The organism is uncultured Gemella sp., from assembly GCF_963519265.1.
Lineage (GTDB): Bacteria > Bacillota > Bacilli > Staphylococcales > Gemellaceae > Gemella.
Window position 1 is genome coordinate 1 of the sequence record NZ_CAUQNQ010000038.1, and the last position, 13,140, is coordinate 13,140.

Below are 13,140 nucleotides of genomic sequence, written 5' to 3' on the forward strand. Positions count from 1 at the left end.
GTGGTTTATTGATATCTAAATTCGCTTTATAAAAGCTTTTTAGATATCTAATAACCTGTGCGGGGGGGACTCGACAAAATCGATCTCTTCGAAATCGCGATTTTTGAGTCACTCCCTGAACAATAGTATCTGAGTCTAATTAAGCTGAAAAAGGTATTGTATAAAAAAATTCTAAATAGCAATTCTGACTCTTTGTTAAGCTCTTAGTAGCAAAAAATTCCAAAAATCTAGGTAGCACCATATTACTTAGATTTTTGGAATTTATGAAATTGTAATATTTCAGACGTTAATGTTGATAAAGATTAGAATCCACTATAGTGCAAAATACACTCTAAAGATTAATCCAAAAGATTATTCTCCAGAGTGTATTTTCATTATTTACTAAAAACGTTTTTTCATTCAGAACATTTTTTAAGAATTTTTTAGCTTCCATTTGAGCACCTTCTAAAGCGTGAGATGCTGCCCATCCGCATTGTACTTCGTTACACGCTGGTACTTCAGTAGTAACAAGAACATCTTCAAGTGCTTTAGCAAGTGCTTCTTTTACTTCTTTGTAACTATCATTATTAATAACTGATAGGTAGAAACCAGTTTGGTATCTCATTGGACCAAAATCTAATACATTATCAAGATGATTTCTGATTAGTTCAGTGATTAAATGTTCTAAAGAGTGAAGGTTAGGCATTTCTAAGTGTTCTTTATTTGGTTGGTAAAATCTAATATTATATTTATATATTTTATCTCCATTATCATCAGAATACACACCAACTTATCTAATATATGGTTCAACAACTTTAGTATAATCTAGGTTGAAACTTTCACAACAGATTTTTGCTGTGTTTTTTTATTTTATTTTTTAGTATCTAATTTGATTATACAATCTCCCATTATATTTAATTGAGAACTTTATACTTTATTTTTTCCAGATAAACTACAGAGAATCATAAGGAAGAGATTACCTACGAAAATAGTATTTTCGACAACAACTATTTTAAGGTAATCTCTCCCTTTTTTTTAGAAAATATGGTATAATTAATAAGATTATTATGGACAAATAATAATTTAATATTAGATGTATTGCTAATATTAAATATAATTTTGGAGGAAATTCAAATGGAAACTAAAAAATTAGGAAAAGTAGAAATTAACCCAAGCGCCTTAGCAGTAATAGCTAATATTGCAACTACAGAAGTAGAGGGTGTAGCAAAATTATTAGGAAAAAAAGTTTATTCACGTGGAGTTGAATTGGAATTTGCAGGTACGGAACTAATCATTGATGTATACTGTAACTTAAAAGCAGGTTATTCAGTAACTAAAACAGCTAGAAAAATTCAAGAAAATGTTAGAAATTCTATTTTTAATATGACAGAAATAAATACTAAAACTGTTAATGTAAATATTATAGGAATTGATTTTTAAAATAGGAGATATAAATGAAGAGCAGACACGAACTTAGAGAAGCAGTTTTTAAAATTTTATTTCAAGTAGAGAATACTGAATTAGATTTTATAGAACTATTAGATTTAGAACAAGAGGAAATTTCTACTAGTATTTATGTTAATAAAACATTAACAGAAATATTAGAGAAAAAAGATGAGATTGACGAAATAATTTCAAAAAATTTAAAAGATTGGAAATTAGAACGTCTTTCAAAAATGGATAGACAGATTTTACGTATTTCTGCATATGAAATACTATATAGCGATATTCCGTATAAAGTTTCAATTAACGAAGCTGTTGAACTTTCAAAAAAATATAGTGAAAAAGATGAAAGTTATAAATTTATCAATGGAGTATTAAAAGGAATCGTAGAAAACTCAACAAAATAAGAGGTAAAGTTAGATGGGAGAAAGAACATATCTAACCGTTACAGCATTAAATAAATATATTGAGAGGAAATTTTTATTAGATCCATACTTAGGAGAAATATATATTAAAGGTGAGATATCTAATTTTAAACTTCATAATAACAATAATATATATTTTTCTATAAAAGATGAAAATACAAGAATAAATGCAGTATGGTTCGGAGCAAAAACAAAAGACTTTAAAGATGGAGATACAGTTCTAATTAAATCGAAGATTAATTATTATTTTCCTCGAGGAGAACACAATCTACTAGTTTCAGATATGAAAAAAGATAGAATAGGAGAACTTTATCAGAAATTTTTAGAGTTAAAAGAAAAGCTTGAAAAAGAAGGACTTTTCTTGCCACAATACAAAAAACAAATACCAAGTTTTTGCCAAAATATTGCAGTAGTTACTGCTAAAACAGGAGCAGCAGTTCAGGATATTACAAGAACGATTCAAAGGCGTTTTCCTATCGCAAAAATTAATATTTACTCAACTTTGGTTCAAGGAGAAAATTCAGTCCAAGATATTGTTAAAAATATTAAACTAGCTGATGATGGAACCAATGATGTAATAATTTTAGGTCGTGGTGGGGGTTCAATAGAAGATTTATGGAGTTTTAATACTGAAGAAGTTATTAGAGCTATATTTAATTGTAAGACTCCTATTGTTACTGGAATTGGACATGAAACCGATACGACACTAGCGGATTTCGTATCTGACAAGCGGGCTTCCACACCGACTGCGGCAGCAGAATTAGTGACGCCGAATATAGAAGATATAAAAAATAGAATAGAATTTAATCTTGATAAATTAAATAATACTATTAGCTATATTATTCAAACATATAAGAATAGAATAAATAATAGCGAAAATAATCCATATTTCAAAAATTATTCTAGAGTTCATATTGAGTATAAAAAGACTGTTGAAATGTTTGAAAAAGATCTTAATAAATCTATACAGTTGTTGTTAAAAGATAGAAAACAACAACTAATAAATTCTTCGGAAAAGTTTATTAATTTTGATTTATTGGCAAGATTTAAAGAAAGTTTTACTCAAGAGCTTAATCGTTTAGAAGCAAACTCACCGTTAAATATTATGAAGAAAGGATATTCGGTATCATTTCTTGATGATAAAAAGTTAACATCTGTTAAAGAAGTTAAGGTAGGAGATGAGATATCAGTTCAGTTAATCGATGGTAGTCTAGAATGTAAAGTGAACAATATATCCGATAAAGGAGTTAAGTAATGATTAAAGAAAATTTCGAAACAAGTTTAGTGAATTTAGAGAAAATTGTTGCTGAATTAGAGTCAGGGCAATTATCATTAGAAGATTCATTAGAACGCTACAAAAATGGAATAGATTTAATAAAACATTGTAATAAGCTAATAGATAAAGCTGAAAAAGAAGTAGTTAAATTAACTAAGGATTTCAAAGAAAATGAATAATTTTAAAAGTTTCATAGAAGAAAATAAAACCAAATTAAATACTTATGCTAAAGAATACCTTGAAAAATTGGAGATGCCTGATTTATTAAAAGAATCTATTCAATATTCTTTAGTTAACGATGGGAAAAAGATTAGACCACTCTCATTTTTATATTTGCTTAAGTATTACGGAGTGGACTACAGCAAATATTTTGATATTGCATTAGCTATTGAGTTAGTACATACTTATTCATTAGTTCATGATGATCTACCTGAAATGGATAACGATGATTATCGCTGGGGCAAACTTACGAATCATAAAGTTTTTGGACAAGATGTTGCGGTACTTACAGGGGATGCAATGTTAACATTAGCGTTTGAAGTGCTAAGTGAATGCGCTGTTGAACCTAGCTTAAAGGTTAGATTAATTAAACAATTTGCTAATTATTCAGGTGCGATGGGGATGATTGCTGGACAAGTATATGATGTGAAGCAAAAAAATTATGATGTAGATGCAGACTATTTAAGAAGGATGCATAGTTTAAAAACAGGGCGTTTAATTGAGTTACCTATGGACTTCGCATGTTTAGTAGCGGATAAACTTGATGAATACAACGATGTTAAAGAATTTGGACAGCAATTAGGTATTGCTTATCAAATCAAAGATGATATTCTTGATTACTATGGTGACTTTGAAAAAATCGGGAAATTACCAAGTGATGAAGATATGATTACATACCTTAGTTTTTATGGCATTGAGGAATGTGAAGAATTACTTAAAAAACATACACTTAACGCTATTAATGTGGCAAAACACCTTAATAATAATTTACTAGAAGATTTTGCAAATTATTTATTAAAAAGAGAAAAATAGTTTACACAGTTTAAAACAAAATCACTGTAGATTGATATTTCCAATCCATAGTGATTTTGTTCATAAAAATAAAAATTCGAGTCTGGATTTTTTTCATGCCCCGGATTTATTATACAACCAAATATGAAAAGGTAAAAACCACGAAAGTTTAGGGGTAAACTTCGTGGTTTTTTACAGTATAAATATTAGTTTAACTTTAGGGAATAGGTTGCTCATAAACTAATATATTTTAAAATGTTGGCTGTAGATTACTGGCACAAACATGAGGATTACTTATTAATTGTAAAAACTAAAAGTAGTTTGCTTCTACAGTTGACAAATTAATACTGTATTTTTTTGATATAATCAAAAAATTGAGACCTATTTTTGACCCTAAACATAAAGTAAAATACTTTACATAATTATTATACTAAAAAAAATAATAAATTTAAAGTATTTGTGTAAATTTTATCAATGAAAATGTTTTTATACTTTATTTTCGGGTTTTAAACTTTTATTAAAGTTAGTTTAATGGTAAAATTAACTAAAAGATTATAAATTTAATGTAAGCGGAGTTGAAAATTAATGAAAGTATTAGTAGCAGTTAATGAGTTTAAGGGCTCATTATCATCAGCAGAAATAGGAAAAATTATTTCCAATAAACTTAATAATAACTATAAGAATATTATTACATATACTCAAGTAGTTGCTGATGGAGGAGATGGATTTTTAACATTATTTAAGGGGTTTACAAATAATAAATTTAGAACGGTTAATGCAGCATTACAAGAATGTGATGTCAATTATCTTTTGAATGAAGAGAGAAAAGAAGCGGTTATTGAGGTAGCGGAAGTAATAGGGATAAAGCAATTAAAAGATGAACAAAAAGATCCATTTAAAATTACAACAATCGGTTTAGGAAAGTTAATTGTATTTCTTCTAGAAAAAGGGATAGAACATTTTATTATAGGTCTTGGTGGAAGTGCGACAAATGATTGTGGAATAGGAATGTTAAGTGAATTAGGTATTAAATTTATAGATGAAAAAGGACAATTGTGTAAACGTGGCATTAATGACTTAAGTAAAATAGATGTTATTGATAATAAAAATATTAATTCTAAATTAACTAAAGCAAGGTTTAGTATTATAAGTGACGTTAGCAATCCGTTGATAGGAAAAAATGGAGCGACGTATATATTTTCAAAACAAAAAGGTTTGGATGAGAATAAATTTGCAGAAGTTGATAAATATATTGAAAAATTTTCCAATAAAGTTAATTTAGCTACTGGAAAAAATAACACTTTCATCGAAGGTAGCGGTGCTGCTGGCGGATTAGGTTATGCTTTTATGTCTTTTTGTAACGCTACTATAGAATCGGGCTCAGAGTTTATGATAGATTATCTAGAGTTAGAGAAAATTATTCGAGATGTAGATGTTGTTATTACTGGAGAAGGTAAATTAGATAAACAGAGCTATATGGGAAAAGCTCCAATCGAAATTGCAAGAATAGCAAAACGATTTAATAAAAAAGTTATTTTTTTAGCGGGTAGTATTTTAGATGATGAATTATCTGAATTAAATGAAGATGATAAAAAATTAATTGATGCATCGTTTTCAATTCAAAGGAAATTTGCGCCATTGAATATAGCAATGGACAGACACATTTCAAAACGAAACATTGAAAATACAATTGTTCAAATATTTAATATATTGGAGTTTAGTAATGGATAAAAAGAATAATATACTGATGGGAATATTTTGTATAATAATGTCAGGTTTCGGTTTTTCATTGATGGCGTTATTCATTAAATTATCTGGAGATTTACCATCAATGCAGAAAGGTTTTTTTAGAAATATTATAGCTGTTGGAATTTCGTCAATTCCTTTAATAAAGCACTGGAAAAATATAAATCTACCAAGTGATAAAGTTTCTTGGAGTGTTTTAATCTCAAGGAGTGTTTTCGGTACAATAGGCTTAGTATTTAACTTTTATGCAATTTCACATATTAGTCTTGCTGATTCGACAATTATACAAAAACTTTCACCATTTGTAATAATTATACTATCTTATTTTTTCTTTAAAGAAAAAATGACAATGTTTCAACTTTTAGCAATTATTATTGCATTTATAGGTGTAGGATTTATTATAAAACCTACAGGTGATGGATTAATAAGTACAGGAGCTCTAGCAGCACTTTTAGGGGCATTTTGTTCGGGTATTGCATATACTTGTGTAAGGTATTTAGGTACGCATAATGTCTCAGGAGAGTTTATAATTTTCTTCTTCTCATCATTATCAACAATATTATTATTACCTTATTTAATTTTTGATTATCGTACGATGACAATGTATCAACTATCGATGCTAATATTAGCTGGGGCTTCTGCTACAATAGGACAGTATGGAGTAACATTTGCTTATAAGTATGCAGCAGCGAAAAATATATCAGTGTTTGATTATTCACAAGTATTGTTTTCGGGAATTTTAGGATTTATATTTTTTAGCGAGTTACCAGACTTGCAAAGTTTAATCGGATATATTATAGTTATTTCTGTAGGGATTATTTTAGTTTTTAAGAGTAAATAAAGGAGATAAACAATGAAAAGAAAAAGAATGGGAATAATGACAATTGTATTCATTATTCTATGTACAGTTGTATTTTACGTTATTCAAAGTAATAAGATTACTTGGTTTAATAAATTTATAAAAGATGAAAATAAGAGTACTAATGTGTTAAAAACAGAAAATGTAGCTAAAGCACGTGATGGAATTCGTGGAGTAACACAACCTTCTCCATTTATAACGACAACAAGAGGAATAGAAAATAACTTGCTTCAAAATGCTAATGGAAGTTTAATAGGTCAATTAATCTATTTACAAAAAGAGAATCTTCCAGAAGCAGAACAAAAGTTACTAGTTAATAATAAAGATGCTACTCAATATGTACTTGGTTATCTTGCTGGTCAACAAGCAGCACCATTCGAACAAGGAGAAACTGTTGAAGTTAATAGGAAGTTTCCTTACTATATTCAATGGGATAAACGTTGGGCTTATGATAAATTAGGTGGGACAAACGTCGCTATAGGTGGTTGTGGACCAACTTGTGTAGCGATGGCTCTAAGTGGAATATTAGATGATAAATCAATTACGCCAAAAAACATCGCTGAAAAAGAAGATGCTAGCGGATACTTTACAGACGTAGGTACAAAATGGAGTTTCTTCGATTATATTGCTAAAGAATACGGAGTTAAATCAACTGGTGTACCACTTAATGAAGAAGCTATGAAATCTGCATTAAGTAAAGGAAATCCAATTATCGCCTCTGTTCATCCAGGTAAGTTTACAACTGTTGGACATATTGTTTTGATAACAGGAGTAGATAACGAAGGGAAATTTATAATTAATGATCCAAATAGCTATACAAGAACGCTAAAAAAATGGTCTTATGACGAATTAAAAACTGAAATAGTAGCTATGTGGGAATTTTCAAAATAAATTATATAGATAAATCCTCGAATTTCAAATGAAATTTGAGGATTTATTTTTTTATAAACAGGAGTGTATGATTAAAGAACGTTCGAACCAATAATTTGATAAAACATTTGAAAACCTTTATAATAATACTTATGTAATTTGCGATAATTAATGTTTTATATGATTTAATCGCAATAAATATAAAAGATGGAGGAAATAAAATGTCAGTTCTTGATATAAAAAATTTAGAAGTATCAATTAATGAAAAACAAATATTAAAAGGACTAAATTTAGAAATTAAATCTGGTGAGATACATGCCGTAATGGGACCAAATGGTGCAGGTAAATCTACTCTAGCATCAGCAATTATGGGTCATCCAAAATATGAAGTAGATGGTGGAAGTATTTTATTAGATGGTGAAGAAGTACTAGAAATGGAAGTTGATGAAAGAGCTCGCGCTGGTCTATTCCTAGCAATGCAATATCCATCTGAAGTACCAGGAGTACCAACTTCAGAATTTATTAAATCTGCAATTAATGCACAACGTGAAGAGAATATTCCTTTAATGCAATACATTAAAAAATTAGATAAGACTATGGAATTTTTAGAAATGGATCTAAAAATGTCTCAACGTTATGTAAATGATGGTTTCTCTGGAGGAGAAAAGAAACGTAACGAAATATTACAAATGATGATGTTAGAACCAAAATTTGCTATTCTAGATGAAATCGACTCTGGATTAGATATTGATGCATTAAAAATTGTATCAAAAGGTGTTAATAAAATGCGTGGTGAAAACTTCGGTTGCTTAATTATCACTCACTACCAAAGATTATTAGATTATATTGAGCCAGATTTTGTACATGTACTTATGGATGGGAAAATCGTAAAATCAGGTGGACCTGAGCTAGCACTTCGTTTAGAAAAAGAAGGTTATGACTGGTTAAAAGAAGAGGTTTAATATGGAGAATAATAAATTAAAACTAAGTATTAAAACTTTACAAAGCATCTTTTCTAATACAAATGAACCTACATGGTTTTTAAATACTAGAAAATTAGCTTTATATAAGAGTTATACACTACCTTTTCCAAAATTAGAGTCTATGGAGTTAGAAAGATGGAACTTATTTAATGTTTATTTTTCAACTCTAAGATTAGAAAATGAAGGAAATGTAAATATAGCCGAATATGGTATTAATAGCGATGATTTTGCTGTAGTTCAAAAGAATAATACTATTGTACATATTAATATTCCAGAAAAATATGCTGATAAAGTTGCTATTAAAGATATTTTTTCTGCTATGAATGATGATCACATAAAAGATAGTTTTATGAGTGTAGTTGATTATGCTGAAAGTAAAGTAACAGCTGTTCACTATACACTATTAAATGCTGGATTATTTATTGATGTTAAGGATAATGCTGTTATTGAAGAACCGCTTCAATATATAGTGATTTCTGATAAAGAACAAAGTTTATTCAACCATGTAACTATTCAGGTTGGAAATAATGCAAAATTCAACTTTATTGAAAACTACGTAAATAATCAAAAAGAGGATAAGGCTCCATTCAGTTTAGTATCTGAAGTAGTTGCACATGAAGGAGCTCAAGTTAACTATAGTTCAATTACGAACCAACCAGGTGAAAAACGTGGAACTATTTTACGTCGTGGTTTAACTTATAGAGATTCATTAATTAACTGGAATGTTGCCGCAATGGATGAGGCAGACGTATATCACGATAATACAACGAACATTCTAGGAGATGGTTCTGAAGCTAACCTTAAGATTGTTACTTTAGGAGTTAAAGAACAAAAAACTTACTTCAATAGTGAAGTAGTTAACCAAGGCTTAAGTAGTAAAGGTGATATTTTACAACATGGTGTGCTATTAGATAGATCACATATTGTATTTAACGGTGTAGGATTTATCGTAAAAGGTGCGACAGGTTCTAACGCTTACCAAAGCTCAAGAATGCTGACACTTTCTTCAGAAGCAAAAGCAGATGCTAATCCAATGCTATTAATCGACGAAAATGATGTTATGGCTGGTCACGGAGCATCGCTAGGTCGTATTGATGAAGAGCAACTATACTACTTACAAAGTAGAGGATTAACTAGAAAAGAATCAAGTAGATTATTAGTTCATGGATTCCTATCTCCAGTAATCTCAGAGTTAACAGTAGATAAAATTAAAGAACTTGTAACAGTGCTTATTGATGAAAAAATTAACAATAACGAGAGTGAGTAATAATGATAGATTTTAGTAAATATAGAGAAGACTTTCCTATATTAAATAGAAAAATATCAGGAAATGATTTGATATTTTTTGATAATGGAGCTACTACTCAAAAACCTAATCAAGTAATCGATGCAATTACAGATTACTATAAAAATTATAATTCAAATATTCATAGATCTGTTTATACCTTAGGTAATGAATCAGAGAAAATATACGAAGAGTCTAAAGAGTTAGTTAGAAAATTTATAAATGCAAGTAGTTATGAAGAGATAATCTACACTAGCGGAACTACTGAAAGTTTAAATTTCATAGCAAGAATTTTAGAACAAGATGTAACTGAAGGTGATGAAATTATTCTTACCTATATGGAACATCATGCTAATATTATTCCTTGGCAACAACTAGTTAAACGAAAAAATCTAGTTTTAAAATATTTAGAATTAGATGAAGAGGGAAAAATTAGTATTAAACAATTAGAAGAATTTATTACAGATAAAACTAAAATTGTATCAATGTGCCACGCTTCTAATGTGCTAGGTAATATAAATCCGGTTTATGAAATTGGGGAATTATTAAAAGATAAGGGTATTTATTTTGTAGTAGATGCAGCGCAATCCGTTCCTCATTTAAAGATTGATGTTCAAAAAATGAACTGTGACTTTTTGGCCTTTAGTGCGCATAAAATGTGTGGACCAACTGGTATTGGAGTTTTATATGGTAAAAAACATCTACTAGAAAAATTTGATCCTGTTGAATTTGGTGGAGGAATGATTGGTATTGTTGAGGATAATTCAGCAACATGGGCAATTCTTCCTGATAAATTTGAAGCGGGAACACCACTGCTTGCACAAGCTGCAGGCTTAGGAGCTGCTATTAAGTATTTAAATAGTATCGGATTAGAAAATATTGAAAAGTACACTAAAGAACTTACTAGATATATGTATTCTGAACTTTCAAAAATAGATAATATAGAAATTTATGGAACAAAGAATATAGAAGAGAGAGTTTCACTAATAACTTTTAACTTAGTAGGAGTTCATCCTCATGATTTAACGAGTTTTTTAGATGAAAAAGGTATTTGCATAAGAGCAGGGCATCAGTGTACTCAACCATTATTAGGAAAGCTGGATACATTCTCAGTAGCTAGAGCGAGTCTATATTTATATAATACGAAAGAAGAGATAGATTTCTTTATTCAAACATTAAAAGAAACGAAGGAGTTTTTTGAAAATGAGTTTTAGTGATTTGAAAAGTTTATATAAACAAGTAATCTTAGATCATAGTAAGCATCCTAGAAATAATGGGGAAATAGAGAGCAGTTATAAGTTGGAGATGTTGAATCCGTCTTGTGGTGATAAAATAACTGTTAGTATGAAATTAGTAGATGATATTATCGAAGATATAAAATTCGTAGGAACAGGTTGTTCTATTTCATTAGCATCTGCCTCTATGTTAACTGAGGAATTAAAAGGATTATCAGTAGAAAAAGCTAATGCCAAGATTAAAGACTTTTTAAATATGATTATGGGAAATGAATTTAATGAAGAAAACTTAGAAGATAGTATTTCATTACAAAATATTTCTCAACTCCCAGCTAGGGTTAAGTGTGCTACTTTAGCATGGAAAATTACAGAAAAAATTTTAGAAGAAAATAAATAGAAGAAGGAGTGATTGCATTGAATAAAAATGAAGAAATGTTTACCGATTATCAGTATGGATTTTCAGATAAAGATGTATCTATATTCAAGACTGATAAAGGATTAACAAAAGAAATCGTTAAAACAATTTCTGAAAGAAAAGAAGAACCTAAGTGGATGTTAGAATACCGTCTAAATGCATTAAAAGAGTTCTACAGAATGCCAATGCCTACATGGGGCGGAGATTTATCTGAAATTGATTTTGAGGACTTAACATATTATGTAAAACCATCAGAAAAAACAGAACGTTCATGGGACGAAGTACCACAAGAAATTAAAAATACTTTTGAAAAACTTGGTATTCCAGAAGCGGAACAAAAATACCTTGCAGGTGTATCTGCACAATATGAGTCAGAGGTAGTTTATCACAATATGCATAAACAATTCGAAGAAAAAGGAATTATCTTCGAAGATACTGATACAGCATTAAAAAATCATGAAGAAATCTTCAAAGAATATTTCTCGAAAGCCGTTGATTTCAATGACAATAAATTTGCTGCATTAAACTCAGCAGTGTGGTCAGGTGGATCATTTATCTACTGTCCAGAGAATGTATCAGTAGAAGCACCGCTTCAAGCATACTTCAGAATTAACAGTGAAAAAATGGGGCAGTTTGAACGTACTTTAATTATTATTGAGAAAAACTCTTCTCTACACTACGTAGAAGGATGCACAGCTCCAACTTACTCAGCAAGTTCACTACATGCTGCTGTAGTAGAAATTTTTATCAAAGAAAATGCTCGTTTCAGATATACAACTATTCAAAACTGGTCAACGAACGTTTATAACTTAGTTACTAAGCGTGCGATTGTTGAGAAAAATGGTACTATGGAATGGGTTGATGGAAACTTAGGTTCTAAATTAACTATGAAATACCCAGCTTGTATATTAGTTGGTGAAGGAGCAAGTGGAAGTACACTATCTATCGCTATGGCTAGTGAAGGGCAAGTACTTGATGCAGGGTCTAAGATGATTCATTTAGCACCTAGAACATCTTCTACTGTTGTTTCTAAATCAATGTCTCGTCGAGGCGGAAAAGTTAACTACCGTGGATGGATTCACTTTGGTAAAAACTCTGAAGGTTCGCGTTCAAACATTGAATGTGATACTTTAATCTTAGATGAATATTCAACTTCAGATACTATTCCTTATAATATTGTTAAAAACTCTAACGTATCACTAGAGCATGAAGCAAAAGTATCTAAAGTTTCAGAAGAACAACTATTCTACTTAATGAGTAGAGGTCTTGATGAAGGACAAGCTACTGAAATGATAGTTATGGGATTCATCGAACCATTTACAAAAGAACTTCCAATGGAATATGCTGTTGAATTAAACAGATTAATTTCATTTGAGATGGAAGGGTCTATAGGATAATCTATAACATAAAAATTTAAATTTTAAATAAAGAAGAAAAGAGGGGGGACTCAAAAATCGTGATTTCATAGAAATCGATTTTGTTGAGTCTCCCCTCAAAGCTTGTTAGATATATCTGAAAAGCTTTTATAAAGCGTATTTAGATATTAATAAAACACTGTGTCTATGAGTTATTATATACACTTTGTTAAAATTTAGTTCTTTTTAATCATTCCA

Annotated in this window: 13 protein-coding genes and 1 pseudogene; 13 read left to right on the top strand and 1 reads right to left on the bottom strand. The window is 29.6% G+C overall.

Annotation, left to right across the window (positions count from 1 at the left end):
* Window positions 1–374 precede the first annotated feature (374 nt).
* Window positions 375–829: pseudogene (locus RWN11_RS05185) on the bottom strand (S-ribosylhomocysteine lyase).
* Between the two features lie 284 nt (window positions 830–1,113).
* Here RWN11_RS05185 and RWN11_RS05190 point away from each other — a divergent pair.
* From RWN11_RS05190 to sufB, 13 genes are all read left to right on the top strand, one after another.
* On the top strand, window positions 1,114–1,419 hold the full coding sequence (locus RWN11_RS05190) for an Asp23/Gls24 family envelope stress response protein (RefSeq protein WP_314160716.1): 306 nt from the start codon (window positions 1,114–1,116) through the stop codon (window positions 1,417–1,419).
* Between the two features lie 14 nt (window positions 1,420–1,433).
* Window positions 1,434–1,829: a transcription antitermination factor NusB gene (gene nusB / locus RWN11_RS05195; protein WP_314160717.1), complete on the top strand. Its 396-nt coding sequence runs from the start codon at window positions 1,434–1,436 to the stop codon at window positions 1,827–1,829.
* Window positions 1,830–1,842: 13 nt separating this feature from the next.
* Window positions 1,843–3,102: an exodeoxyribonuclease VII large subunit gene (xseA, locus tag RWN11_RS05200; RefSeq protein ID WP_314160718.1), complete on the top strand. Its 1,260-nt coding sequence runs from the start codon at window positions 1,843–1,845 to the stop codon at window positions 3,100–3,102.
* A complete protein-coding gene (gene xseB, locus RWN11_RS05205; protein WP_314160719.1) occupies window positions 3,102–3,302 on the top strand; it encodes an exodeoxyribonuclease VII small subunit in 201 nt (66 codons plus the stop codon). The genes xseA and xseB overlap by 1 nt, the downstream gene beginning before the upstream one ends.
* Window positions 3,295–4,155 (top strand): farnesyl diphosphate synthase, encoded by an 861-nt coding sequence (locus tag RWN11_RS05210; protein WP_314160720.1) that lies wholly within the window; start codon window positions 3,295–3,297, stop codon window positions 4,153–4,155. The genes xseB and RWN11_RS05210 overlap by 8 nt, the downstream gene beginning before the upstream one ends.
* A 564-nt stretch (window positions 4,156–4,719) precedes the next feature.
* Window positions 4,720–5,865, top strand: a complete 1,146-nt coding sequence (locus tag RWN11_RS05215; protein WP_314160721.1) for a glycerate kinase — start codon at window positions 4,720–4,722, stop codon at window positions 5,863–5,865.
* Complete coding sequence (locus RWN11_RS05220; protein ID WP_314160722.1) at window positions 5,858–6,721, top strand: DMT family transporter; 864 nt, start codon at window positions 5,858–5,860, stop codon at window positions 6,719–6,721. The genes RWN11_RS05215 and RWN11_RS05220 overlap by 8 nt, the downstream gene beginning before the upstream one ends.
* A 12-nt stretch (window positions 6,722–6,733) precedes the next feature.
* On the top strand, window positions 6,734–7,630 hold the full coding sequence (locus tag RWN11_RS05225; protein ID WP_314160723.1) for a C39 family peptidase: 897 nt from the start codon (window positions 6,734–6,736) through the stop codon (window positions 7,628–7,630).
* Window positions 7,631–7,830: 200 nt separating this feature from the next.
* Complete coding sequence (gene sufC / locus RWN11_RS05230) at window positions 7,831–8,571, top strand: Fe-S cluster assembly ATPase SufC (protein ID WP_060914311.1); 741 nt, start codon at window positions 7,831–7,833, stop codon at window positions 8,569–8,571.
* Between the two features lies 1 nt (window position 8,572).
* On the top strand, window positions 8,573–9,859 hold the full coding sequence (sufD, locus tag RWN11_RS05235; RefSeq protein ID WP_314160724.1) for a Fe-S cluster assembly protein SufD: 1,287 nt from the start codon (window positions 8,573–8,575) through the stop codon (window positions 9,857–9,859).
* Window positions 9,860–9,864: 5 nt separating this feature from the next.
* On the top strand, window positions 9,865–11,091 hold the full coding sequence (locus RWN11_RS05240) for a SufS family cysteine desulfurase (RefSeq protein ID WP_314160726.1): 1,227 nt from the start codon (window positions 9,865–9,867) through the stop codon (window positions 11,089–11,091).
* Window positions 11,081–11,509 carry a Fe-S cluster assembly sulfur transfer protein SufU gene (gene sufU / locus RWN11_RS05245; RefSeq protein ID WP_314160725.1) on the top strand — a complete coding sequence of 143 codons (429 nt, stop codon included), beginning with the start codon at window positions 11,081–11,083 and terminating at the stop codon, window positions 11,507–11,509. The genes RWN11_RS05240 and sufU overlap by 11 nt, the downstream gene beginning before the upstream one ends.
* Before the next feature lie 35 nt (window positions 11,510–11,544).
* The gene (gene sufB, locus RWN11_RS05250) at window positions 11,545–12,924 is read left to right on the top strand and encodes a Fe-S cluster assembly protein SufB (protein ID WP_060914346.1); all 1,380 of its coding nucleotides are present in this window, start codon (window positions 11,545–11,547) and stop codon (window positions 12,922–12,924) included.
* The last annotated feature ends 216 nt before the right edge of the window (window positions 12,925–13,140 follow it).

Bases quoted from the DNA above. Each gene is read 5' to 3' on its own strand.
- RWN11_RS05210 (WP_314160720.1), top strand. From the start codon at position 3,295: ATGAATAATTTTAAAAGTTTCATAGAAGAAAATAAAACCAAATTAAAT.
- RWN11_RS05190 (WP_314160716.1), top strand. From the start codon at position 1,114: ATGGAAACTAAAAAATTAGGAAAAGTAGAAATTAACCCAAGCGCCTTA.
- sufC (WP_060914311.1), top strand. From the start codon at position 7,831: ATGTCAGTTCTTGATATAAAAAATTTAGAAGTATCAATTAATGAAAAA.
- RWN11_RS05215 (WP_314160721.1), top strand. From the start codon at position 4,720: ATGAAAGTATTAGTAGCAGTTAATGAGTTTAAGGGCTCATTATCATCA.
- xseB (WP_314160719.1), top strand. From the start codon at position 3,102: ATGATTAAAGAAAATTTCGAAACAAGTTTAGTGAATTTAGAGAAAATT.
- sufU (WP_314160725.1), top strand. From the start codon at position 11,081: ATGAGTTTTAGTGATTTGAAAAGTTTATATAAACAAGTAATCTTAGAT.
- RWN11_RS05225 (WP_314160723.1), top strand. From the start codon at position 6,734: ATGAAAAGAAAAAGAATGGGAATAATGACAATTGTATTCATTATTCTA.
- sufB (WP_060914346.1), top strand. From the start codon at position 11,545: ATGTTTACCGATTATCAGTATGGATTTTCAGATAAAGATGTATCTATA.
- sufD (WP_314160724.1), top strand. From the start codon at position 8,573: ATGGAGAATAATAAATTAAAACTAAGTATTAAAACTTTACAAAGCATC.
- xseA (WP_314160718.1), top strand. From the start codon at position 1,843: ATGGGAGAAAGAACATATCTAACCGTTACAGCATTAAATAAATATATT.
- RWN11_RS05220 (WP_314160722.1), top strand. From the start codon at position 5,858: ATGGATAAAAAGAATAATATACTGATGGGAATATTTTGTATAATAATG.
- nusB (WP_314160717.1), top strand. From the start codon at position 1,434: ATGAAGAGCAGACACGAACTTAGAGAAGCAGTTTTTAAAATTTTATTT.